This window comes from Pelagibius sp. 7325, from assembly GCF_037652055.1.
Lineage (GTDB): Bacteria > Pseudomonadota > Alphaproteobacteria > Kiloniellales > Kiloniellaceae > Pelagibius.
The window spans coordinates 26,179-50,852 of record NZ_JBBKAH010000004.1 but is presented as its reverse complement, the minus strand read 5'-3'; the positions used below and the strand labels follow the sequence as shown (position 1 = coordinate 50,852).

Below are 24,674 nucleotides of genomic sequence, written 5' to 3'. Positions count from 1 at the left end.
GAGAAGAACAATGACAAGCGGACTCATTGGAGCCATCATTCTGTGGCTCATTGTCGCGATCATCGGCATCGCGGTGGTGGTCTACCTGCTGAACTGGCTCTATCACCGTTCGACGAAGGAAGTCTCCTTCGTGCGGACCGGGTTCGGCGGCGAGACCGTGGTGATCAACGGCGGCGCCCTGGTGCTGCCGATCGTCCACGAGGTCACACCGGTCAACATGAACGTGCTGCGTATCCCGGTGGGGCGCGCACGCGAACAGGCGGTGATCACGCGAGACCGCATGCGCGTCGACATCGAGGCGGAGTTCTTCGTGCGCGTGGCACAGAAGCCGGAGGCCGTCGCCGCCGCCGCGTCGACCCTGGGCCGCCGCACCATGGACACCGAGGGCCTTGCCGATCTCCTCTCCGGCAAGTTCGTCGGCGCCCTGCGTTCAGTCGCCGCCGAGATGACCCTGGACGAGATGCACGAAAAGCGCGGCGACTACGTCTCCGCCGTCGAGGCGCGTGCCGCCGACGCCCTGGCGCGCAACGGCCTGGAGTTGGAATCCGTCGCCATCACCGACCTGGACCAGACCGACCTGGAGTTCTTCAATCCGGCCAACCGCTTCGACGCCGAAGGCCTGACCCAGCTGATCGAGGCCATCGAGACGCGGCGCAAGGCGCGCAACGACATCGAGCAGAGCTCCATGGTAGCGATCCGCAGCCGGAACCTGGAAGCGGAGAAGGAAACCCTGAACCTGGAGCGCGAAAGCGAAAGCGCGCGCCTGGCCCAGGAGCGCGAGATCGAGGCCCTGCGCGCAGCCCAGCGTACCGAGATCGTGCGTGACCAGGCGACCCGGGAGGCCGAGGCCGCCCGCGCCCGCATTACCACAGAGCAGGAGACACGGGAGCTGGAAATCGCCCGGCGGCGCAACCTGGAAAGCGCCGAGATCAAAGCGCAGCAAGACATCGAACAGTCGCGCATCGCCCAGGAACTGGCCCTGGAGAAGGCCCGCATCGAGCGCGAGAAAGCCCTGCGCGATGCCCAGATCGCCCAGCGTCATGCCAGCGAGACAGCTGAGATCTCTGCCAGCGAAGACGTCGAGCGGGCGCGCATCGTCTCCGAACGACAACTGCGCGAGGCGCGCATCGCCGCCGAGGAAGAGACCGAGGTGCGCGAAGCGGCGCGCGGCCAGCAGGTGGAAACTGCGCGCATCGGCGCCCAGCAGTCCATCGAATCGGCCCGCGTGGCGCAAGAGCAGGTGCTGAACAAGGCCCGTATCGAACGCGACCGCCTGCAGCGCTCGCAGCAGATCGCCCAGCGCCAATCGATCGAGGAGGCTGAGATCTCCGCCCGCGAGGAGATCGAACGTGCCCGCATCGCCTCGGAACGCGGCCTCGACGAGGCGCGCATCCTGCAGGAGCGTGACTTGAAGCGCCTGGAGATCGAGCGCAGCCAGGCCCTGGAACTGGCCGAGATGGAACGCCAGATCGCGCTGCTGGAAAAGCAGGTCGAGGAGGCCGACGCCCGAGTCGCCACCGAGGCCGCGCGCGCCAAGGCCGCGGTCGCCGCGGAGAAGGTCACGACCCTGCGCGAGACCGAAGTGGCTGAGCGCTTGGCCGCCATCGACCGCCTGATCGCCGCCAAGAACGCCGATACCGCGAAGACCGCCGCTGAAGCAGATCGGATCACTGCCGCCGCCGCTGCGGAGGCCCAGCGCTTGAGGAACGAGGCCGAGAACGTGCTGAGCGCCGATGCGCGCCATGCGCTGCTGCGCGGCAAGATGATCGACCGCCTGGAAGGCATCGTGCGCGAGAGCGTACGGCCGATGGAGAAAATAGAGGGCATCAAGATTCTCCACGTCGAAGGTCTGGCGGGCAACGGAGGGAATGGTGGCCATCGCTCGCCGACCGACGAGGTGATAGAGAGCGCCCTGCGCTATCGCGCGCAGGCGCCGCTGATCGACGAGATGATGAAAGAGATCGGGGTCGAGAACGCCGGCGTGTCGCGCATGGGCGACATCTTCCGCTCGGCACGCGATGCCCAGAGCCTGGCGAAGGAAGCCGAGGCCAAGAAGAGCAAGAAGGACAGCTAGGCCGTGGCGGAGGTCTATACCTCTTCCGTCATCGCCGCGCCGGTCGGGCGCATCTGGGCGCGCATCCGTGACTTCAACGGGCTGCCGGACTGGCACCCGCTGATCGCCGAGAGCCGCATCGAGGCCGGGGCTCCCGCCGACCAGGTGGGCTGCGTCAGGGCCTTCCGCCTGAAGGACGGCGGCTTCATCCGGGAAAAACTGCTGGCGCTCTCCGACTACGACCTCTCCTGCACCTATGCGATCCTTGAGTCGCCGATGGGCGTGGAGAACTACGTCGCCACCCTGAAGCTGACCCCGGTCACCGATGGCGACCGCACCTTCGCCGAATGGTCGGCCAGCTTCGACTGCCCGCCGGAGCGCGAAGCGGAGCTGACCGCTGACATCGGCGGCAATGTCTTCCAGGGCGGCTTCGCGGCCCTGAAACAGCAGTTCGGCGGCTGACGTGGTCCGGGTTCAGCGCTCCACCGTGATCGATGCCCCGCTGGCGGCGGTCTGGGAAGTGCTGCGCGACTTCAACGGCCACGACAGCTGGCACCCGGCGGTAACCACCAGCCGACTGGAGGACGGCCGCCGCACCGACCAGGTCGGCTGTGTGCGCGACTTCCGCCTCACCGGCGGCGAGCGGGTGCGCGAACAGCTGCTCAGCCTTTCCGACCGCGACCACCGCCTGCGCTACACCATCGTCGAGAGCGACGTGCCGCTGAACGACTACGTCGCCGAAGTGGCCTTGAAGCCCGTCACCGACGGCAATCGCACCTTCTGGAGCTGGACCTCGCGCTTCCGCCCGCCGGCAGGCCGCGAGCGCGAACTCGCCCAACTCGTCGCCGAAGGCGTCTACGAGGCCGGCTTCTCTGCGATCCGCGCGCTGGTCGAGCGGCGGGCGGCCCCTGCTGCGACCCCACGCCCGGCGATTGCACGCGCGGTCTCGACATCTGGCGCGATGACCGGGCAAGCTATCGTCGTCGCGCGCCACGGCGGGCCGGACGAACTGCAGCTCGCGCAGATCGAAGCGCTGCGCCCTGGCCCCGGCGAAGTGCGCCTGCGCCACACCGCGATCGGCGTGAACTTCATCGACGTCTACTGCCGCAGCGGCTACTTCAAGCTGCTGGAGCCGCCGGGCGTGCCGGGCATGGAAGCCGCCGGCGTGATCGTCGACGTCGGCCCCGGCGTGCCCCACCTTCGTGCCGGCCAGCGCGTCGCCTATGCCTGCCCGCCGGTCGGCGCCTATACGACCTTGCGCACCATGAAGGCGGACCTGCTTGTGCCGCTGCCCGACAGCGTCAGCGACGAGGTCGCCGCGGCGATCCTGCTGAAAGGCATGTCGGCGGAGTTCCTGCTGCACCGCGTCCACCCGGTGAAAGCCGGCGAGACGGTCCTGGTCTATGCGCCGGCCGGCGGCGTGGGCCGGCTGCTGTGTCAGTGGGCCTCCCACCTGGGCGCCCGAGTCATCGGCGCGACCTCTTCGCCGCAGAAGGCCGAGGCGGCGCGCAGGGCCGGCGCCAAGGATGTCATCGTGCCCGGCGCCGAGAGCCTGGAGGCGCAGGTCAAGCGGCTGACCGGCGGGCGCGGCGCCGACGTGATCTACGATGCCGTCGGCCGCGATACCTTCGACCATTCCCTGCACGCCCTCGCCAACTGCGGCCACCTGGTCAGCTTTGGCCAGGCCTCAGGCGACATCGGCAGCCGGGACATCGGTGCCCTGGCGTCGAACTCGGCAACGCTGTCGCGACCCAACTTCGGCCACTACACCGACTCGCCGGAAAAGGTGGCGGCGATTACGGCGCGCCTGTTCCAGGCCCTCGAGCGCGGCGTCATTTCCGCCGAGATCGGCCAGCGCTTTCCGCTCGCCGAGGCGGCGGAGGCGCACCGCGCCCTCGAAGGCCGCCGCACCTTGGGCGCCACCATCCTGATCCCGAAGGAAAAGACACCGTGACGGACTTTCGACTCGGCAGCCTGGTGGCGGAGGTCGCGGGAGAAGGTCCTGCCGTCGTTATGGTGCACGGCCTGGGCGGCAGTTCGAACACCTTCCAGCCGCTGATGCCGGCGCTTGGCGATCGCCGCGTGATCCGCCCCGACCTGCCGGGCGCCGGCCGCTCGGCACTGAAACCCGGCACGCCGGGCCTTACGGGTCTCTGCCAGGCCCTGCGCGACCTGCTGCGCGCCTGCGGCGTTACCGCGGCGCATCTGGTGGGCCACTCCATGGGCACACTGATCTGCCAGTACCTTGCCGCGGCGGAGCCGAAGCTGGTCAGCGGGCTGACCCTCTACGGCCCGATCCTGGAGCCGCCCGAGGCCGCCCGCAGCGGCCTTAAGGAGCGCGCGGCGGCCGCCCGGCGTGACGGCATGGCCGGCATTGCCGATGCGGTTTCGCGTGCCAGCCTTTCCGCGGCCACGCAGCGGAACAACCCGGCTGCCGTCGCCTTCGTGCGGGAGAGCCTGCTGCGTCAGGATCCCGCCGGCTACGCCGCTCACTGCGAAGCGCTGGCAGAGGCGAAACCCGCCGACCACACCGCCATCGCCTGCCCGACACTGCTGGCGACCGGCGCCGAAGACCCGGTGGCACCGCCGGAAATGGCGCGGCGCCTGGGTTCGCTCCTCGGCCGCGCACGAGTTGAGGTCCTGCCGGACTGCGGCCACTGGATGACCATGGAGGCGCCGGCAGCGGCGCTGCGGCTGCTGGACGGCTGCCTGAAGGAAACGACGCAATGACCCGGCGAACCCACCCGGGGGAAAAGGGAGGATCTGACGATGTCGGACAACGGATTTTCCGGTTGGGGCGGCAGCCGCACCGCCGGGGGTGAGAACGAGATCACCTTCACCAACGTGCGCATCCTGGATGCCACCGGGGAAGCGCCTTACGCCGGCGAGGTGACCGTCGAGGGAAACCGCATCAAACGTGTCAGCCGCCAGGGCAACGGCGGCTTCAGTTGGGGCGCCACCGGTCAGCGCCGCATCGACGGGCGCGGCGCCACCCTCATGCCCGGCCTGGTTGACGCCCACCTGCATCTCAGCTGGAACAACGCACCGGGCATCGCGCCGATCCAGATGATGCCGGTCGAGGAGCACATGCTCTCCACCATCGAGATGGCCAAGGTGATGATCGACGCCGGCTTCACCGCTGGGCGCGGCGCCGCCGCCGCCAAGCCGCGCCTGGATGTCGTGGTGCGCGATGCCATCAACGCCGGGCGCATCCCCGGCCCGCGCTACACCGCCGCCGGACCGGAGATCACCACCGTCGGGGGTCTGGGTGATACCGCGCCGCCGCACATTCCGCACGAGGGCATGAACTTGGGCATCGTGGTCTCCGGTCCCGAGGAGATCAGACGCAAGGTGCGCGAACTCATTAAGTACGGGGTCGACACCATCAAGCTGAACCTCTCCGGCGAAGAGATCACCGGCATGGGCGCGGAGGAGACGCCGATGTCAGAGGAAGAGGTTGCCATGGCGGTGCGCGAGGCGCGCTGTCGCAACAAGAAGCTGGCCGCTCACGCCCGTTCCTCGGACTCCATCAAGCAGTGTGTGCGTCACGGCATCGACTTCATCTACCACGCGTCCTTCTGCGACGACGAGGCGCTCGACATGCTGGAAGCCAACAAGGAGAAGCATTTCGTCGCGCCTGGGCTCGCCTGGCTGATCAACACCGCGCGCAACGCCGGCGACTACGGCATCAAACCGGGCACGCCGATCACCATCGCCTACGAGCGCGAACTGGAAAACGCGGTGGAGACCATGAAGAAAATGCACCGTCGCGGCATCCGCGTGCTCGCCGGTGGCGACTATGGCTTCGCCTGGACGCCCATGGGCACCAACGCCAAGGACCTGGAATACTTCGTCGACCTGCTCGGCTTCTCCCCCATGGAGGCGATCCGCGCGGCCACCGCTTATGGCGGGCAGATCATGGAGATGGGCGACGAACTGGGCCTGATCCGCGAGGGCTACCTCGCCGATCTACTGCTGGTCGACGGCGACCCGGCCAGCGATGTCCGCGTTCTGCAAGACAAGAGCCGACTCATCGCCATCATGAAGGACGGCAAGTTCCACAAAGCGCCAAACGGCATGGCGGAGGGACTGCGTCTGACGGCGTGAGCGGGGCGCGGCCGCCGGGCGACGAATACTCGCCCAAGAGCAGATGTTCCCCCAAAGCAGACTTTGCGCGGAACAGCAAAGGACTTCTCCGAAGTGCCAGGAAGAGATAACTCGGCTGGAACCCCTGCGCCCCCAGAGCCCCTGATCATTACATGTTGCCAGAGGAACCCTCCCTTATCGGATTGCACAGGGTGAAATCTTCGGGATAGCATCGTCACCGTAGAGAAGAGGGTCGCGTTTCTCGTCTTGGGTCGCCATAAGATTGCAGGTCTGCTTTTTTATGCACCCAAATTTGTTTGCAGTCTGACGAGGAGCGTTTGATGTCAGGTTCGTCCGCTGCGCCGCCCATCCGGGTCGGCGTTCTGTTTTCAGAGACTGGGGTGACCGCGCTGGTGGAGCGGACCCAGCGCCGCGCCGTGGAACTGGCGCTGGAAGAGTTGAACGCGGCCGGCGGCGTCCTGGGGCGCTCGCTGGAAGCGGTCGTCTATGATCCCGCCTCCGACCCGCGCAAGTTCCGCCGCCTGGCCGAGGACCTGCTGGGAAACGACGGAGTCGAGGTGATCTTCGGCTGCTACATGTCCTCCACCCGAAAGGCGGTGCTGCCCGTGGTCGAGCAGCGCGGCGGCCTGCTGTTCTATCCGACCCTCTACGAAGGCTTCGAGTTTTCGGCCAACTGCATCTATTCCGGCGCTGCGCCGAATCAGAACTCCATCGGCCTCGCCCGCTACCTGATGCAGAACTACGGAGAGCGCTTTTACCTGATCGGGTCCAACTATGTGTTCCCCTACGAGTCCAACCGCATCATCCGCGACTACATCTCCAGCCACGGCGGCAAGGTTCTGGAAGAGCGCTACATCCCGCTGAGCGCCGGCGAAGAGGACATCGCGCCGATCATCGCCGACATCCGCAAGTGCAATCCCTCGGTCATCATCTCGACCGTGGTGGGCGAGGCGACGGCAGCCTTTTACCGCGCCTACCGCAAGGCAGGCTTCGACCCGGCCGTCATGCCGATCGGCAGCCTGACCACCTGCGAGCCGGAGGTCGCCGCCATCGGCGCCGAGGCGGCGGAGGGTCACTACACCTCGGCGCCCTATTTCCAATCCATCCGTTCGCCCGAAAACGAACGCTTTGTCGCCGCCTACCAGGCGAAATTCGGCCCGGACGCGCCGATGTCGAGCTGTACCGAGGCCGCCTACTTCCAGGTCCATCTCTTCGCCCGCGCGGTGGAGCGCGCCGGCAGCGCCGCCATTCCCGACGTGAAGGAGGCCCTGCCCGGCTGCCTCTATGTGGCGCCCCAGGGACCGGTGCGTATCGACCGCGAGAACAACCACACCTACCTCTGGCCGCGCATCGGACGCGTCGCCGCCAGCGGCCAGTTCGACGTGGTGGAGGAGAGCGCCGTGCCGATCAAACCGGACCCCTACCTGATCACGCCGGAGGACGAAACCTGGGCCGCCGGGCGCAGTCCCGATACGAAATCCACGTCCATCGTGGGGAACGGCGGCTGAGCACAGATGTCCGGATCCTTCCTCAAAGATCTGCGCGACCTCAGCGTGGTGGTCATCCACCCGCCGGACTCCGACGGCGAGTCCCTGGTCGAACATCTGAAACGCATCGGCTGCAAGGTGGAGCCGCGCTGGCCCGCCCCCGCCGAACTGCCGCCCTCGGTGGACATTCTTTTCACCACCATCGACCGCGACCTGCACGAACGCATCACCAAGCTGCTGCGCCGCGCGCCGGACCCGAAGCCGGCGGTCATCGCCGTGGTCGACTATGAAAACCCGGCGACGCTGCAGCTCGTTCTGGAAAGCGAATCTTTGGCGGTCATCGGCAAGCCGGTGCGGCCCTTCGGTCTGCTGACTAACCTGGTGATCAGCCGCAACATCTGGCTGCGCCAGCAACGTCAGCAGGATCGCATCGCCAAGCTGGAAGGCAAGATCGCCGGGCAGAAACGCATCGCCAAGGCGAAGTCGATCCTGATGGAAACCCAGGCCCTGACGGAACAGCAGGCCTACAAGTCCATTCGCGCACAGGCAATGGCAAAGCGTGTTTCCATGGAACAGATCGCCGCGGCGATCATCCATGCAAATGAGCTATTGAGTTTCCGAGTGAAGGATGATTAGATCATCTTGCGCTGCAACAAAGACGTTGACCAGCGCGAGGCAATGACAGCCCACCGAGCCACCCGCGAGAAGCGGCGGCGACGTGGGTTTTTTTGTGGGCGGATCATCGTTGCTCCGCGGCACGCGTTGACGCGGCTGCCCTAGACAGCCGCACCGTCCAGCCGGGCCCGCCCGGCTCCACCTGGCACTGACGCCGCCGGACCACCAGGCACAGCTTCCGGCTTCCCCACGGCTTTCGACAGCGGAGCTTCGGCTCCGAACCGCGAAACGCACCCTCTCTACCACCTACCACCCTTTGCTCGGGGTCGTTGGGGAGAACGGCGGGTCCTGTGCCAGGCAAACAATCAAGATTTCGGAGACAGGGACCATGATTATCACTCGTCGCAAGCTTCTGAAGACCTCGGCCGCCGCCGGTGCCGCCGGTCTTGCCGCGCCCTACTTCTTCACCCGCGCCGCGCAGGCCGCGGACGCCGTGGAAGTCGGCGTGCTGTTCTCGCTGACCGGCGGCCTCTCGATCGTCGAGAAGTCGCTCGCCGATGCCACCAAGATGGCGATCGACGAGATCAACGCCGAAGGCGGCGTGAACGGCATGATGATCAAGCCGATCGTCGAGGACGGCGCGTCGGATCCCAAGACCTACAACGAAAAGGCCTCCAAGCTGGTCATCCAGGACCGAGTGCCCACCGTCTTCGGTTCCTACACCTCGGCCAGCCGCAAGGCGGTGCTGCCGGTGTTCGAGAAGCGCCGCAATCTCTACTTCTATCCGACCTACTACGAAGGCTTCGAGTGCTCCAAGAACGTCGTCTACACCGGCGCCGTTCCGAACCAGCAGCTCTCCAACTTCATCCCCTGGATCATCAAGAACCTGGGCAAGAAGAAGTTCTTCATCGTCGGATCGAACTACATCTATCCGCGCGAGATGGCCAAGGTCTCCAAGATCCTGATCGAGCAGAACGGCGGCGAGTGGATCGCCGACGAGTACCTGGAACTCGGCCACTCCGAGTGGGGCGCCATGGTCAAGAAGATCAAGGACAGCGGCTGCGACGTGGTGCTGTCCAACGTAGTCGGCGACTCGGTTGTCGCCTTCTATCGCGAGTACAAGAACCAGGGCCTGACCCACGACAAGCTGCCGATCTGCGCCACGGTCACCTCGGAAATCGAGATCGCCGCCATGGGTGCCGAGTTCGCCGTCGGCAGCTACACCTCGTTCCCCTACTTCCAGGCCATCGCCACCGACCGCAACCAGGCCTTCGTCGAGCGTTACCGCAAGTACGTAAACGATCCCAAGGCGGTAACCCACCACGCTCTGGAGAGCAGCTACTTCCAGGTCTACCTGTGGAAGCAGGCCCTGGAAAAGGCCGGCGAGGCGACGCCGGAAGCGATCCGCGAGGGCGTGAAGGGCCAGGTCTTCGAGGCGCCGAACGGTACCGTCACGGTAGAACCGGAGAACCTGCACACCTTCCTGACGCCGCGCATCGCCCAGTGGGGCGCCGACGGCCAGGGCAGCATCATCGACGAGTATGCCGCGCCGGTAAAGCCGCTGCCCTACGTCGCTTACGGCGAGACGGCGGATAACCTGTTCTGCACCGCAAAGGGCCTCGACACCTCGAAGCTTTGACCGCGTAGCGGCGAAGGGGCGGTGCACGGCCGCCCCTTCCCACCCTTCCCGCAGAACCAGGGAGTCTTCTCGGGCTATGGCTGACGTCATCTTCATCGGGCTGTCGCTGGCATCCATCCTGCTGCTCATCGGCCTCGGCCTGACCATCACCTACGGCGCCATGGGCGTCATCAACATGGCGCACGGCGAACTGGTCATGGTAGGCGCCTACACTGCGGTGATGGCCGGCATCTATCTGGGCGTGAACCTGCTGGTCGCCCTACCGCTTGCCTTCATCGTCGCCGGCGGCCTCGGCCTGCTGATCGAGCGCCTGGTGATCCGCCACCTCTACGGCCGCATGCTGGACACGCTGCTGGCAACCTGGGGCATCGCCATTTTGCTGCAGCAGATGATTCGCCTGGAGTTCGGCCTCAGCTTCTTCGACATCCACATCGAAGGCCTCGGACCCGGCCTGCAGAACCTCGCCATTCCCGCCTTCTTGAATCAGGCCTGGATGATCGGCGACTTCACCGTGCAGCCCTACCGCAGCTTCATCATCCTGCTGACCATCGCCCTGACCGTCGTGACCTGGTTCCTGCTGTACCGCACCAGCCTGGGCATTCAGGTGCGCGCCATCATGCGCAACCCGCAGATGGCCGCCGCCTGCGGCATCGACGTGAAACGCGTCTCCGCCTACACCTTCGCCTACGGCTCGGGCCTGGCCGGCGTCGCCGGCGTCATGATGGCCGGTTTCAAGACAGTCGCCCCCGACATGGGCTCCTCGCTGGTCGTCGACGGCTTCCTGGTCGTCGTGGTCGGCGGCGTCGGCAGCCTGCTCGGCACCGTCGCCGCCTCCGGTTTCCTCGGCCAGGTGAACGGCCTCTTCGCCACCTGGACAAACGACATCCTGGCCCGCGCCATCGTCTTCGGCCTGGTGATCCTGATCATCATGTGGCGCCCGCAGGGCCTGTTCTCCTTCAAGGGGCGCTGAAGCGATGACCGCGACTCTCAATCACCGGCGCCTGCTGGAAATCGCCGCCTACGGACTCTTCATCGTCGTCGTCCTGGCCATGCCGGCGTTCATGGACGCCTTCTGGCTGAACCGCATCGGCAAGTATCTCGTCTACGGCATGCTGGGCATCGCCATCTCGCTGTCCTGGGGTTACGCCGGCATTCTGAACCTGGGCCAGGGCCTGTTCTTCGGCCTGGGCGCCTACATGGTCGCCATGTCGCTGAAGCTGCAGTCCTACACCTCGCTGCAGCAAGGCTCCGACACGCCGGTGCCCGACTTCATGCTGTGGAACGCCGAGCCCGGCGCGGTCACCGACCTCTGCTGCATCAGCCAGGCGTCCTTCCTGTGGATTCCCTTCCAGGCGCAGTGGTTCGGCCTGGTCATGGCGGTGATCATCCCAACGGTCGTCGCCTACCTGGTCGGCAGCGCGATCTTCCGCCTGCGCATCTCCGGCGTCTACGTGGCGATCATCACCCTGGCGCTGGTGCTGCTGGTGCGCCTGCTGATCATCGACGCCCAGCCGCTAACCAACGGCTTCAACGGCCTGACCGACCTGGGCTGGCTCACCATCAACGGCTTCGAGTTCGATCCCTACCTGGTCGAGACCTATTACCTGATCGCGGGCTCGCTGATCGTCGTGCTGCTGGCCGCGCGCTGGCTGGTCGCCACCCGCGCCGGCCTGATCCTGCAGTCGACCCGCGACGACGCCAACCGCGCCCGCTACCTAGGCTATAGCGTCGCCGCCTACCAGGTGTTCTTCTTCACGGTCTCGGCGGGCATTGCCGGCTTCGCGGGGCTGCTCTACGTGCTCTCCGCCGAGTTCGCCTCGCCGACCTTCATGGATCTCGCCTTCTCGATCTCCATGGTGGTCTGGGCCGCGGTCGGCGGGCGCAGCTCCCTGCTGGGCGCCTGCATCGGCGCCATCCTGATCAACACGATCGAAGCGACCGTCAGCGAGAGCGAGATGCTGAAGGAAGCCTGGAAGGCGATCATCGGCCTGCTGTTCGTCCTGGTGGTGCTGTTCCTGCCGCGCGGCCTGGCCGGCCTGTCGCAGGACATCGTCGGCTTCTTCGAAAGCCGACGCGGCGGCAAGACCGCCGCCAAGCCCGGCATAGCCGCTTCGGAAGCCGGGGAGTGACGGCCATGGACACGACCCCCAACCAAGGCCGCGGCGCCGCCCTGACCGTCGACGCGCTCGGCGTCGACTTCGGCGGCTTCAAGGCCGTCGACGGCTTCACCATGATCGTCAACGACGGCGAACTGCGCGTTCTGCTGGGCGCCAACGGCGCCGGCAAGACGACCCTGATGGACCTGATCAGCGGGCGGACGCGCTCCACCAGCGGCTCGGTCTATCTCTACGACAAGAACATCACGAACTGGGAAGAGCACCAGATCGCCCGTGCCGGAGTCGGCCGCAAGTTCCAGATCCCCAGCATCTTCCGCGAGCTGACCGTGGCGCAGAACTTCGAGGTCGCGGGCACCGGCGAACCCAGCGTGCTGAAGAACCTGCGGCTGGGGCTTTCCGCCGGGGCCAAGGCGCGGATCGAAGAAGTCATCGAACTGACCGGCCTGGAGGACGTGCTGGGCAAGCGCGCCGGCGACCTGTCGCACGGCCAGATGCAGTGGCTGGAGTTGGGCATGCTGATCATCCAGGACGCCCGCGTCATCCTGCTGGACGAGCCCACCGCCGGCATGACCCAGGCTGAGACCCTGAAGACCTCGCAGATCATCAACCGACTGAAGGGCAAGCATACCATCCTGGTCGTCGAGCACGACATGGCCTTCGTGCGCGAGATTGCCAGCAAGATCACCGTGATGCACCTGGGAAAGCTGCTTGCCGAAGGGCCGATGTCGGAGATCGAGACCAACCCCGCCGTGAAGGAAGCCTATCTCGGCAGCGGAGGGATCCACTGATGCTCAGCCTCAGCAACGTCGATTCCTTCTACGGCCGCAGCCACATCCTGCACAACCTGTCGCTCCAGGCCGACAAGGCGAAGATTCTGGCGATCCTGGGCCGCAACGGCGTCGGCAAGACCTCGCTGCTGCGCACCATCATGGGCCTGACCGACCGTGCCGACGGCAGCCTGAGCCTGGAAGGCAAGGACATCTCCAAGACCCTGACCCATGAGCGGGCACGCGCCGGCATCGGCTACGTGCCGCAGGGCCGCCAGATCATTCCGGACTTCACGATCCGCGAGAACATCCTGATGGGGGGCTTCGCCGCCAACGGCAAGGGCCGTAAGATTCCGGACATCGTCCCGGAACTCTTCCCTTACCTGATGGAGAATCTGGAACGTCCCGGCGGCGTGCTGTCCGGCGGCCAGCAGCAGCAGCTCGCCATCGCCCGCGCGCTGGCGGCGCATCCGAAGGTGCTGCTGATGGATGAGCCGACCGAAGGCATCCAGCCGAACATCGTCGAGCAGATCGAGAACTGCATCGTCCGTCTGAACCGCGGCCTGAACCTCACCATCATCCTGGTCGAACAGAACGTGCGCTTCGCCCGCGAGGCCGCCCATGCCTTCGCGATGATCGAGAATGGCCGCAACGTCGCCGCCGGGCCGATCGCCACGCTGAGCGACGATCTGATCGCCAAGCACATGACGATCTGAGATGCCCATGCAGCTCATCACCTCCCTCATCGGCAAGGCGGACGAACCGGCACTGCACCGGGAACTGCACCGCCTGGAGCACGCCGGGAAGCTGGAGTGGCTGGTGCTGCCGCGCAACGACCTGGCCCGGCGCCGCCTGCGCGCGGCCACCGACAAAGGCAGCGAAATCGCCATCGCCCTGCCGCGCGACACCGCGCTCTACGACAAGGCGGTGCTGCTGCTGAACCGGGACCGCGCCGTGGTGCTGCGCGTCGAGGCGGAAGAGTGGCTGGGCCTGCAGCCGCGCGATCCCGCCGCCGCCCTGGCGCTGGGTTATCACGCCGGCAATCTGCACTGGCGCGTGCGCTTCGAGGGTGCGCGCCTGATGGTGGCCCTGGAAGGGCCGGTCGAGAGCTACGTCGAGCGCGTGCTGGGCTTCATCGAAGACGGCCGCGTCCGGGTGGTGGAGCCGGAAAGACAGAGAGGCGGCGGATGACCGGCGATGCCCTCACCCTGCTGCGCCTGCTGCAGCTCTCCGACAGCAACTTCCCCTCCGGCGGCTTTGCCTTTTCCAACGGCCTGGAGACCCTGGCCAACGAAGAGGCGCTGCGCGACGCCGCCGACATCGAGAGCTATCTGCGCGACCAGCTCGCCGCGCGTTGGGCCACCTTCGACCGCTGGTTCCTCGCCGCCGCCCACGCGGCCGGCGACGACATCGGCGCGCTGGGCGAACTGGACTGGCTCTGCGAGGCACAGAGCAGCGTCGCCAGCTTGGCCGCCGCCTCCCGCCGCATGGGCCGCGCCATGCTGTCCAGTCACCAGCGCATCGGCACGCCCTTCGCCGTCTCCTACCTGACCGCCCTGCGCGAGGGCGCGGTCCCCGGGCATCTGCCGGTGGTCCAGGGGCTGATCGCCGACGCGCTCGAGCTGCCGCGCGCGTCCGCCGAGGCCTCGGCGCTCTATCAGCTCGTCAGCGCCGGCCTGACCGCGGCGGTGCGGCTGGGCCGCCTCGGCGCGCTGGAAGCGCAGAGCGTCTACACAGCGCTGGCACCGCGGCTCGCCGAAATTCTGCTCGCCGCGCCGCCGGCGGAACCGCACGCCTTCACGCCGCTGGGCGACATCGCCGCCATGCGCCACGCCGACCACGCCACCCGACTTTTCGCCGCCTGAAGGAGATCCGCCGCCAATGCTGCTGACCCCGACCGAAATGGAGAGGCTCACCATCTTCACCGCCGCCGAGATGGCACGGCGGCGGCGCCAGAAGGGGCTGAAGCTGAACCACCCGGAGGCGGTGGCGCTGATCTGCGACGAGATCCTGGAAGGCGCGCGCGAGGGGCGCAGCGTCGCCGAGCTGATCTCCTACGGCTCGACCATTCTTACCACCGACGACGTCATGCCAGGCATCGCCGGCATGATGCACATGATCCAGGTGGAGGCGACCTTCCCGGACGGGACCAAGCTGGTCACCGTGCACGACCCCATCCGCCCGGGCGATGAAGCCTTCGACGCCGAGGCGCCGGAGCCCGGTGCCATCGCCGCGCCGGACGGCGAGATCGAATTGAACGCCGGGCGCCCCAAGACTGCGCTGAGCGTGGTGAACACCGGCGACCGCCCGGTGCAGATCGGCAGCCACTTCCACTTCTTCGAGGTGAACAAGGCGCTGGACTTCGATCGCGCCGCCGCCTTCGGCCTGCGCCTCGACATCCCCGCCGGTACCGCCGTGCGCTTCGAGCCCGGCCAGAGCAAGGACGTGACCCTGGTGCCCTTCGGCGGGCGCTCGGCCGTGGGCGGCCTCAACAGCCTGACAAGCGGCGAGACGGCCGCGGCGGGTGCCAAGGAAGCAGCGCTCAAACGTGCCCGCGCCGCCGGATTCAAGGGAGCCTGACACCATGGCGACGATGACCCGCGCGGCCTATGCCGCCATGTACGGCCCGACCACCGGCGACCTCATCCGCCTCGGCGATACCGAACTGTGGGCGGAGATCGAGCACGACTACGCGGTACCCGGCGACGAATGCCTGCACGGCGGCGGCAAGACCCTGCGCGACGGCCTGGGACTGGTCGCCGGCGCCACCAGCCGCGACGGCGTGCTGGACTTCCTCATCTGCAACGTCGTGGTGATCGACCCGGTGCTGGGCATCGTGAAGGGCGACCTCGGCATCAAGGACGGCAAGATCGTCGGCTTCGGCAAGGCGGGCAATCCGGACATCATGGACGGCGTCGATCCGCGCCTCATCGTCGGCGCCGCTACCACGGTGCGCGACGCCGAGGGCCTGATCGCCACCGCCGGCGCCATCGACGTACATGTCCACTTCGACAGCGCGCAGCTGGTGGAGCACGCGATTTCCTCCGGCATCACCACCATGCTGGGCGGCTCGCTGGGGCCGATCACCGTCGGCATCGATAGCGGCGGCCCCTTCAACACAGGCAAGATGCTGCAGGCAGCCGAGGCCTGGCCGATGAACTTCGGCTTCCTGGGTCGCGGCAACTCGCACAAGCCGGCCTCGCTGGTGGAGCAGATGGAGACCGGCTGCCTGGGCCTGAAGATCCACGAGGACTGGGGCGCCATGCCGTCGGCGATCGACTGCTGCCTCTCGGTCGCCGACGATCTGGACTTCCAGGTGCAGCTGCACACCGACACGCTGAACGAAAGCGGTTTCGTCGAGGATACCCTGGCCGCCATCGCCGGGCGCGCCATCCACATGTACCACACCGAGGGTGCCGGCGGCGGCCACGCGCCGGACATCATCCGCGTGGCGGGCGAGGACTACTGCCTGCCCTCCTCGACCAACCCGACCAATCCCTACACGGTCAACACCTTCGATGAGCACCTGGACATGACCATGGTGTGCCATCACCTGAACCCGGCGATACCCGAGGACGTGGCCTTCGCCGAGAGCCGCATCCGCGCGCAGACCATCGCCGCCGAGGACGTGCTGCACGACATCGGCGCGATCTCCATGCTGGGCTCCGACAGCCAGGGCATGGGCCGCATCAACGAGGTGATCTGCCGCACCTGGCAGCTTGCCTCCAAGATGAAGTTGCAGCGCGGGCGCCTGCCGGAGGAGACCGCGGCCCGCGGCGACAACGCGCGGATCAAGCGCTTCATCGCCAAGTACACCATCAACGCGGCGCGCTGCTTCGGTATCGCCGCCCACGTCGGCAGCCTGGAAGACGGCAAGATGGCCGACGTGGTGCTGTGGCGTCCGGCCTTTTTCGGCATCAAGCCCGAGTTGGTGGTGAAGGGCGGCTTCATCGCTTGGGGCGCCATGGGCGACAGTGCCGCTAGCCTGATGACCTGCGAGCCGCTGCGGATGCGCCCGCAGTGGGGCGCCTTCGGGCGCGCCAAGCAGGCACTCTCCGCCTGCTTCGTCCACCCCCTCGCCATCGACAAGGGCCTCGCCGCCAGCCTCGGCCTTGAAAAGCCGCTGCTGCCGGCCCGGGGCACCCGGATGCTCCGCAAGGCAGACATGTTGCACAACGACGCCTGTCCCCGCATCCGGGTGGACCCGGCCACCTTCGACGTCTTCGTCGACGGCGAGCTGGCGACCTGCGCCCCGGCGACGGAACTGCCCCTGGCCCAGAGGTACATGCTGCGATGACGGCACGCGCGAAGATGCAGACGACAGGCGGATCGGCGGCGCCCGGCGCGGCACGCATCGGCATCGGCGGACCGGTCGGCTCCGGCAAAACTGCACTGATTGAATGCCTCATCCCGCGCTTCCAGGCGGCGGGCGTCGACCTCGCCGTCATCACCAACGACCTAGTGACGAAGGAGGATGCCGAGCGGCTGCAGCGCAGCGGCCTGATCGACCCGCGCCGCGTCATGGCGGTGGAGGCCGGCGCCTGCCCGCACACGGTGATCCGCGAGGACCCGACCCTGAACATCGCCGCCGCCGAAGAATGCGAGTGGCGCTTTCCCGGCCTGGAGCTGCTGATCATCGAGTCCGGCGGCGACAACCTGGCCTCCACCTTCTCGCTGGACCTGGTCGACTGGTGGATGTTCGTCATCGACGTGGCCCAGGGCGACGACATTCCGAGGAAGCGCGGCCCGGCGATCCTGCAGGCCGACCTGCTGGTCATCAACAAGATCGACCTCGCCCCCTACGTCGGCGTCGACGCCGATGCTGTGCTGGCCGAGGCAAAGCAGATCCGCGGTGGCCGGCCGACCATCGCCTGCCGCTGCCGCGGTGACGAGAAGGATCCCGGCCTCGCTGCCATCGTTGCGACCATCCGGCGCGAGGTTCTCTTCACCGCGGAGGAAGCCACGGCATGAACGTCACGGCGCCGCTCGCCCTGCCCGCCGGCAGCGCGCCCCAGCGGCGGCGCAGCACCGCGGCGCTGACCTTCCGCCAGCGCGGCGGACGCAGCTTCCTCGCGCGCCAGATGACGCCGCACCCCTTCCACCTGACGCGGCCTTTTTACCTGCCGGACGACCCCGCCGGCATGGCGACGCTGTACCTGCAGTCCTCCTCCGGCGGACTCTACGGCGACGACGACCTGCATCTCGATATCGCGCTGGAAGAGGGCGCCGCCGCCCATGTGACGACCCAGGCATCCACGGTCGTACACGCCGCGCGCGGCGGCCTGACCCGCCAGCAAGTGAGCCTCACCTGCGCCCGCGACAGCCTGCTGGAGTTCCTGCCCGACCCGCTGATCCTCTTCGCCGGGGCGCGGCTGCAGACGACTTTGACCGCCGAGATCGAGCGCGGCGCGATCCTGGTACTGGCCGACAGCTTCCTCGCACACGACCCGGCGGCAAGCGCGGCCCCCTTCGAGCGTTTCGACAACGACATCGTGGTGCGGCGGCGCGGCGAGAGCCTGCCGCTGCTCATCGAGCGTCTGCGCCTCGGCGGCGCCGACTGGCCGCCCGCCGCCAACCGCCATCTCGGCGCCCACGCCTGCCACGGCAGCCTCTGCGTCGCGCACGACAGGGCGGGTGACGCCATCGCAGCCGCGATGAAGCAGGCGCTGGCCGACAGCGGCCTGGACCGCGCGGCTTGCTACGGCGGCGTGAACGCACTCGGCGAGCGCGGCGTCGTCTGGGCCCGCCTGCTGTGCCGCGACGGCGCCGCGCTGTCGAAGGCACTGAAAGCCGTCTGGCAGGGTGCCCGCGTGGCACTCACCGGCCGCCTGCCCTCCCCCCGCAACAAGTAGCCCAATCGAGGACACCCCATGACCCTGCGCCGCCCCGCCATCGACGACATCCTCGATATCAGCGCCACCTACGGCCTCGATCTCACCGAGGCCGAGGTTGCCGAACTGAAGCCGCTGGTCGACGGCGTCATCGCCGGTTACGACCTGATGGACCAGTATCCCGATCCGCTGCGCGCGGTGACGCCCGCCGTGCGCATCCCCGGCGCGCGGCCGGAGCCGGAAGACGATCCGCTGAACGGCATCGTGCGGAACTGCAGCGTGAAGGCCTATCCGGAGGTGAAGAAGGGCCCGCTCTCCGGCAAGTCGATCGGCGTGAAAGACACCATCTGCGTCGCCGGCCTGCCGATGACCTGCGCTTCCCGCCTGCTCTACGACTACACCTCCGACATAGATGCGACGGTGGTCAAGCGCGTCCTGGAGGCCGGCGGCCACATCACCGCCGTGCTGAACACCGACGACTTCGCGTTTTCCGGCGGGGGCCACACCAGCGCCTACGGTCCGGGCCGCAACCCGGTCGATCCCGCGCACGTGCCGGGAGGCTCCTCCAACGGGTCGGCCACGGCTCCGGCGACGGGGCAGGTCGACATCGCTCTCGGCGGCGACCAAGGTGGCTCAATCCGCATTCCGGCCTCGTTCTCCGGCGTCGTCGGCCACAAGCCGACCCACGGCCTGGTGCCCTACACTGGCATAGTCGGCTTCGACCAGACCATCGATCACATCGGTCCCATGGCGAAGCGGGTCGAGGACGTGGCGCTGCTGCTGGGCGTCATCGCCGGCGTCGACGACACCGCCATCGATCCGCGCCAGCCCTCCAGCATCGAGGTGCCGGACTACGCCGCCGCCCTCACCGGCAAGGTGAAGGGCCTGAAGATAGCGGTGGTGAAGGAAGGCTTCGAGACGCCGGAAGCCATGAAGCCGGTGAACAAGGCGGTCAAGGCCGCGGCAAAGCAGCTGGAAGGCCTCGGTGCAAAGGTGAAGGAAGTCTCGATCCCGCTGCACCGCCGCGTGGTGCCGCTTTGGAACTGCATCGCCATCGAAGGCGGCCTGGACAGTTTTTACCACGGTCACACGGCGTACCAGCACAAGGGCTATTACAACCCGCGCCTCATCAGCGCCATGATGCGCGCCGTCCGGACCAACGCCGGCGACTTCTCACCCACGGCGAAGCTCGGCGCCGTCGTCGGCCACTACATGCGCCAGCAGTATCACGGCGCCTTCTATGCCCGCGCCCAGAACATGGCGCGTGTGCTGACGGCTGCCTACGACAAGGTGCTTGCGGAGGCCGACCTGCTGCTGATGCCGACGACGCCGCAGACCGCGCACAGCATGCCGGCCTCGCCCGAGAAAGACCGCGTCGAGCACATCAGCCAGGCGCTCAACATGGTGGCGAACACCGCCGCATTCGACCTCTCCGGCCATCCGTCGGTCTCGGTACCGGTGAACGGCGTCGACGGCCTGCCGGTCGGCCTCATGCTGACCGGCCGCCGATTCGACGACGCCACGGTGCTGCGCGTCGCCCACGCCTACCAGCAGGCCGGGTAGGGCCGCGCGCCGTGAGACGCTTCCGCCCCGCTTTCCCCGCAGTCGCCGCGATCGCTCCCCGAAGCGGCGGTGTCAGCATCCTCAATCGCTAAGAACCAGAAGGAGACAGCCCATGTATCACGGCGATATTTCCAGCAGCAACGACACGGTCGGTGTTGCAGTCGTTAACTACAAGATGCCCCGCCTGCACACCAAGGCCGAGGTCCTCGAAAACGCCGGCAAGATCGCCGAGATGATCAAGGGCATGAAGATCGGCCTGCCGGGCATGGACCTGGTGATCTTCCCGGAATATTCGACCCACGGCATCATGTACGACGAGAAGGAGATGTACGAGACCGCCTCCTCCTGTCCCGGCGACGAAACCGAGATCTTCGCCGCCGCCTGCCGCGCGGCCAAGGTCTGGGGCGTCTTCTCGCTGACCGGCGAGCGTCACGAGGAACATCCCAACAAGGCGCCCTACAACACGCTGATCCTGATGAACGACAAGGGCGAGATCGTGCAGAAGTACCGCAAGATCATGCCTTGGGTGCCGATCGAGGGCTGGTACCCCGGCAACTGCACCTACGTTTCCGAAGGCCCCAAGGGCATGAAGATCAGCCTGATCATCTGCGACGACGGCAACTATCCGGAGATCTGGCGCGACTGCGCCATGAAGGGCGCCGAATTGATCGTGCGCTGCCAGGGCTACATGTATCCGGCCAAGGAGCAGCAGGTCATCATGGCGAAGTCCATGGCCTGGGCGAACAACGTCTATGTCGCCGTGGCGAACGCCGCCGGCTTCGACGGCGTCTATTCCTACTTCGGCCATTCCGCCATCGTCGGCTTCGACGGCCGCACGCTGGGCGAATGCGGCGAAGAGGAGATGGGCATCCAGTACGCCCAACTCTCCGTCTCGGCGATCCGCGACGCACGTGCCAACGGCCAGTCGCAGAACCACCTCTTCAAGCTGCTGCACCGCGGCTACACTGGCATGATTAATTCCGGTGAGGGCGACCGCGGCGTGGCGACCTGCCCCTATGACTTCTACACCAAGTGGGCGACCGATCCCGAAGGCACCCGCGAAATGGTGGAGGCGCTGACCCGCAAGACGGTCGGCACCGAGGAATGCCCGATGGAGGGCATTCCGAATCAGAAGACCGCCGCACACCGCTGAGGTCTTCGTTCTTCCTGCTGTTGACGACTGCCGGTGCGGGCTTTCTTTCCCCTCCCCGCACCGGCCCCTTTTTCCGGAGACGTCATGACCTCCACGACCGACAGCGGCTCCCTCGACGCCTATCGGATCGCCGAAGAACCCTACTACCGCCCGACCGGCGACGAGGTCGCTCTCTATGAAGCCGCCTACGCCGGACGCCTGCCGATGATGCTGAAAGGCCCGACGGGCTGCGGCAAAACACGCTTCATCGAGCACATGGCCTGGCGTCTGGGCCGGCCTTTGATCACCGTCTCCTGCCACGAGGACATGACCGCCTCCGACCTGGTGGGACGCTACCTGCTAGAGCCCGAGGGCACGGTCTGGCACGACGGCCCGCTGACCCGCGCGGTACGCTTCGGTGCCATCTGCTACCTCGATGAAATCGTCGAGGCGCGTCAGGACACCACCGTGGTGATCCACTCGCTGACCGACGACCGCCGCGTGCTGCCGCTGGAAAAAAAGAACGAGCTGGTGACGGCGCATCCCGACTTCCAGCTCGTCATCTCCTACAATCCGGGCTATCAGAGCGTCCTCAAGGACCTTAAGGAATCGACCAAGCAGCGCTTCTGCGCGCTCGACTTCCGCTACCCCAACGCCGCCATCGAGGTGGAGATCGTCGCCCGCGAGGCCGGGCTGGACCCGCAGCAAGCGGCAAAAGTGGTGCGCATCGCCGAGCGCTCGCGCAACCTGCGCGGCCACGGGCTGGAAGAAGGCGCCTCAACCCGCATGCTGATCCACGCCGGCAAGCTGGTGGCGCGCGGCGTGCCACTGGGCGAAGCCTGCGAAATCGCCCTGGTGCTGCCGATCACCGACGACCCGGACATGCGCGACGCCCTCGGCCACGCCATCGCCGCCAGCCTGTGACGCACCCGTGGCGGAAGACAGCAAACCCTTCCTCAAGCTGGTCTCGGACGAAGACAGCACCACGATGCAGCAGGATAAGGGGCTGCAGATGCTGTTCCCCGAGCCCTACATGGCACCCTGGCTGCGCGCCTGCCGGCGCATCGAGGGGGCCGGCTACGGCGAGGCCGTGACCCGCGCCTACGAGCGCCACGGCATCGCCTGCGCCCAGGCCATCGGCCCCGATGCCGCCATCGACCTTGCCGACGCGGTTTCCGCCGTCGCCATCAAGAGCGGCCGCAAGGCGGCGGAGACGCTCTGCGAGGCAGCGGCGATGACCGCCCGCCGGCTGGGCGAGCTGCCGCGCTTCCGCAACTGGCTGAGCCTCATGCAGCGCTTTGCCGCGATGGCGCCGGAATCTGCCTGGGTGGTGCTGCAGCGCATGAAATTCCTGCTCGGCCAGCTGAATGTCTCCGCGCTGGAGTCCTGGCTGCTGGCCGGCGTGCGCCTTGCCGGCGGGGACTCCGAGCGGCGCTACGCCTTCTTCACCATGGAGAACCCGGACGCCGAGCGCTGGCTGCTGCGTGAGGCCGGCGATCTTGTCTTCGCCGATGTCGAACGCCGCATGAAGGCCTACCTCGCCGCGCTGTTCGGCATCCGCGTGCCCATGGTTGAGCCGTCGGCCTCCGCACCCGAAGCCTCGCGCCGGCGCAGTTCCTTCGGTGCCGGGATCATCCGCCTGCCGCAGAGCTATCCCGGCTATCGCGGCCAGCGCTGCGAAGACGTGTTCCGCGCGGCACTGGCCCATGCCGGCGCGCACATGACCTACGGCGGGCCGCGCTATCCGATCGGCCAGCTGAAACCCCTGCAGGTCTCCCTGGTGTCGCTGATCGAGGACGCCCGCGTCGAACGCCTGGCGATGCGCGACTTTCCCGGCCTGGCGCGCCTCTGGCTGCCCTTCCACATCGCCCAGGCGAGCGGCGCCGAGACGGCGCCCAGCCTGTTCGCCCGCCTATCGCGCGCCCTGATCGACCCGGACTTCCACGATCCCAGCGCCTGGGTGCGCAAGGGCCGAGAGATGTTCAACGACCTGGGCGGCGAACTCGACAACCCGGCGATGAGCCGCCACATCGGCAACCTGCTGGGCAACGACCTGGGCCAGATGCGCGTGCAGTTCAACGCCAAGACCTACGTGGTCGAGCCGCCCTACCGCGACGACAATATGGGCCTGTGGGATTTCGGCGAGGAGAACACCGTCGACGAGGAGGTCGAGGTGGTGCTCGATTCCGCGCGGCTGGAGCAGCGCGACGACCAAGAGCCCGACCGCGAACGGGAGGAGGAGGAAGAGGAGCCGCAGGACGACAGCGAGTCCGCGCCGCTGGCCCGCGAGACCCTCGCCGACCAGGGCATTCCCGTTGCCCGCTACCCGGAATTCGACTACCAGACCGGTCGCGAGCGCAGCGAGTGGACCACCGTGGTGGAATACGATCCGCCAGCCGGCGCGCCGCAGCTCGTCCCCCGCATCCTGGAGCGCCACGCCGCCTTGGCCAATCGCATCTCTGGCTTGATCCGTTCGGCGCGGGTCAGCCGCGCCCAGCGCCTGAAGCGCCAGCCCGACGGCGAGGCCCTGGACCTCGACGCCTGCATCGAGGCCGCCGTCAGCCTGCGCCGCGGCGAGATGCCGGACACCCGGGTCTATCAGCGCATGGAGCGGCGCCAGCGTGACCTGGCGGTGCAGGTCGTGCTCGACGTCTCGCAGTCGACCGCGGACCAGGTGCCCGGCAGCGGAAGCACGATCCTGGATCTGGAGCGCGAGGCGACGGTGCTGCTGGCCCACGCCATGGCGGAACTGGGCGATCCCTTCGCCATCAGCGCGTTCTGCTCCAACGGGCGCGAGGAGGTGCGCTACACGCGCATCAAGGAATTCGAGCGGAGTTTCGCCACCGAGGCACACGCGCGGCTGGCCGGCCTCGCGCCGGCTTATTCGACCCGCATGGGCGCCGCCCTGCGCCATGCCGCTGCCGACCTGCAGCGCCAGCGCAGCTACCGCCGACTGGTGCTGCTGCTGACCGACGGCGAGCCCTCCGACGTCGACTGCCCGGAGCGCCGCTACCTGATCGAGGATGCCCGCCGAGCGATCCATGGCCTCGCCGCGCGCGGCATCGACGTGTTCTGCGTTGCCCTGGGTCGCGGCCATGAAGAAGCGCTGAACCGCGTGTTCGGACGGCGCAACCTGCTGCACATCGACCGCATCGAGCGCCTGCCCGAGAAGCTGCCGCTGCTCTACATGCGCCTGACGGCCTAGACTCTTCCCAGCTGATAAATCGAAAAATGTCCGTTAAGGGTCATTATGTAATCTTCAGATGGCATCTGTCGAAGTCGGTTAGGAGCACCAGAGGCGACATTCGCTGTAGCCGTCCCCTTCTCTCTCCTGGGTCAATTCCAGTGTCTGAAGGCGAGCAT

General features: G+C 67.3%; 22 protein-coding genes. All 22 read left to right on the top strand.

From position 1 onward, the window contains the following. The first annotated feature begins 10 nt into the window (after window positions 1–10). The 22 genes from WDC82_RS13270 (at window position 11) to WDC82_RS13165 (ending at window position 24,516) form a co-directional block, all read left to right on the top strand. Window positions 11–2,074, top strand: a complete 2,064-nt coding sequence (locus tag WDC82_RS13270; RefSeq protein WP_340117817.1) for a flotillin domain-containing protein — start codon at window positions 11–13, stop codon at window positions 2,072–2,074. A 3-nt stretch (window positions 2,075–2,077) separates the two neighbouring features. Continuing rightward, on the top strand, window positions 2,078–2,515 hold the full coding sequence (locus WDC82_RS13265) for an SRPBCC family protein (protein WP_340117816.1): 438 nt from the start codon (window positions 2,078–2,080) through the stop codon (window positions 2,513–2,515). Window position 2,516: 1 nt separating this feature from the next. After that, complete coding sequence (locus WDC82_RS13260; protein ID WP_340117815.1) at window positions 2,517–4,007, top strand: SRPBCC family protein; 1,491 nt, start codon at window positions 2,517–2,519, stop codon at window positions 4,005–4,007. Beyond that, complete coding sequence (locus tag WDC82_RS13255) at window positions 4,004–4,783, top strand: alpha/beta fold hydrolase (RefSeq protein ID WP_340117814.1); 780 nt, start codon at window positions 4,004–4,006, stop codon at window positions 4,781–4,783. Before WDC82_RS13260 ends, WDC82_RS13255 begins: the two co-directional genes overlap by 4 nt. Before the next feature lie 39 nt (window positions 4,784–4,822). Continuing rightward, window positions 4,823–6,160 (top strand): amidohydrolase family protein, encoded by a 1,338-nt coding sequence (locus WDC82_RS13250; RefSeq protein WP_340117813.1) that lies wholly within the window; start codon window positions 4,823–4,825, stop codon window positions 6,158–6,160. Window positions 6,161–6,480: 320 nt separating this feature from the next. Beyond that, a complete protein-coding gene (locus WDC82_RS13245) occupies window positions 6,481–7,668 on the top strand; it encodes a transporter substrate-binding domain-containing protein (protein WP_340117812.1) in 1,188 nt (395 codons plus the stop codon). 6 nt (window positions 7,669–7,674) lie between these two features. After that, complete coding sequence (locus WDC82_RS13240) at window positions 7,675–8,283, top strand: ANTAR domain-containing protein (protein ID WP_340117811.1); 609 nt, start codon at window positions 7,675–7,677, stop codon at window positions 8,281–8,283. Window positions 8,284–8,650: 367 nt separating this feature from the next. Further along, window positions 8,651–9,901 (top strand): transporter substrate-binding domain-containing protein, encoded by a 1,251-nt coding sequence (locus WDC82_RS13235; protein WP_340117810.1) that lies wholly within the window; start codon window positions 8,651–8,653, stop codon window positions 9,899–9,901. A 76-nt stretch (window positions 9,902–9,977) separates the two neighbouring features. Further along, complete coding sequence (urtB, locus tag WDC82_RS13230; protein ID WP_340117809.1) at window positions 9,978–10,871, top strand: urea ABC transporter permease subunit UrtB; 894 nt, start codon at window positions 9,978–9,980, stop codon at window positions 10,869–10,871. Window positions 10,872–10,875: 4 nt separating this feature from the next. Then, window positions 10,876–12,030 (top strand): urea ABC transporter permease subunit UrtC, encoded by a 1,155-nt coding sequence (urtC, locus tag WDC82_RS13225; RefSeq protein ID WP_340117808.1) that lies wholly within the window; start codon window positions 10,876–10,878, stop codon window positions 12,028–12,030. 5 nt (window positions 12,031–12,035) lie between these two features. After that, window positions 12,036–12,806, top strand: coding sequence for an urea ABC transporter ATP-binding protein UrtD (gene urtD / locus WDC82_RS13220; RefSeq protein ID WP_340117807.1), 771 nt, complete (start codon window positions 12,036–12,038; stop codon window positions 12,804–12,806). Further along, window positions 12,806–13,501, top strand: coding sequence for an urea ABC transporter ATP-binding subunit UrtE (urtE, locus tag WDC82_RS13215; RefSeq protein ID WP_340117806.1), 696 nt, complete (start codon window positions 12,806–12,808; stop codon window positions 13,499–13,501). Before urtD ends, urtE begins: the two co-directional genes overlap by 1 nt. A 7-nt stretch (window positions 13,502–13,508) precedes the next feature. Next, the gene (ureE, locus tag WDC82_RS13210; RefSeq protein WP_340117805.1) at window positions 13,509–13,976 is read left to right on the top strand and encodes an urease accessory protein UreE; all 468 of its coding nucleotides are present in this window, start codon (window positions 13,509–13,511) and stop codon (window positions 13,974–13,976) included. Further along, on the top strand, window positions 13,973–14,650 hold the full coding sequence (locus WDC82_RS13205; protein ID WP_340117804.1) for an urease accessory UreF family protein: 678 nt from the start codon (window positions 13,973–13,975) through the stop codon (window positions 14,648–14,650). Before ureE ends, WDC82_RS13205 begins: the two co-directional genes overlap by 4 nt. Before the next feature lie 16 nt (window positions 14,651–14,666). Then, entirely contained in the window at window positions 14,667–15,365 is a 699-nt protein-coding gene (locus tag WDC82_RS13200) for an urease subunit gamma (protein WP_340117803.1), read from the top strand. Window positions 15,366–15,369: 4 nt separating this feature from the next. Further along, window positions 15,370–17,082: an urease subunit alpha gene (ureC, locus tag WDC82_RS13195; RefSeq protein ID WP_340117802.1), complete on the top strand. Its 1,713-nt coding sequence runs from the start codon at window positions 15,370–15,372 to the stop codon at window positions 17,080–17,082. Continuing rightward, window positions 17,079–17,756, top strand: a complete 678-nt coding sequence (gene ureG / locus WDC82_RS13190; protein ID WP_340117801.1) for an urease accessory protein UreG — start codon at window positions 17,079–17,081, stop codon at window positions 17,754–17,756. The genes ureC and ureG overlap by 4 nt, the downstream gene beginning before the upstream one ends. Continuing rightward, window positions 17,753–18,637, top strand: coding sequence for an urease accessory protein UreD (locus tag WDC82_RS13185; protein ID WP_340117800.1), 885 nt, complete (start codon window positions 17,753–17,755; stop codon window positions 18,635–18,637). The genes ureG and WDC82_RS13185 overlap by 4 nt, the downstream gene beginning before the upstream one ends. A gap of 18 nt (window positions 18,638–18,655) precedes the next feature. Beyond that, window positions 18,656–20,179 (top strand): amidase, encoded by a 1,524-nt coding sequence (locus WDC82_RS13180; protein ID WP_340117799.1) that lies wholly within the window; start codon window positions 18,656–18,658, stop codon window positions 20,177–20,179. Between the two features lie 112 nt (window positions 20,180–20,291). Further along, complete coding sequence (locus WDC82_RS13175) at window positions 20,292–21,332, top strand: aliphatic amidase (RefSeq protein WP_340117798.1); 1,041 nt, start codon at window positions 20,292–20,294, stop codon at window positions 21,330–21,332. An 84-nt stretch (window positions 21,333–21,416) separates the two neighbouring features. Next, complete coding sequence (locus WDC82_RS13170) at window positions 21,417–22,235, top strand: CbbQ/NirQ/NorQ/GpvN family protein (RefSeq protein WP_340117797.1); 819 nt, start codon at window positions 21,417–21,419, stop codon at window positions 22,233–22,235. Between the two features lie 7 nt (window positions 22,236–22,242). Then, window positions 22,243–24,516: a VWA domain-containing protein gene (locus WDC82_RS13165; RefSeq protein WP_340117796.1), complete on the top strand. Its 2,274-nt coding sequence runs from the start codon at window positions 22,243–22,245 to the stop codon at window positions 24,514–24,516. Window positions 24,517–24,674 lie beyond the last annotated feature (158 nt).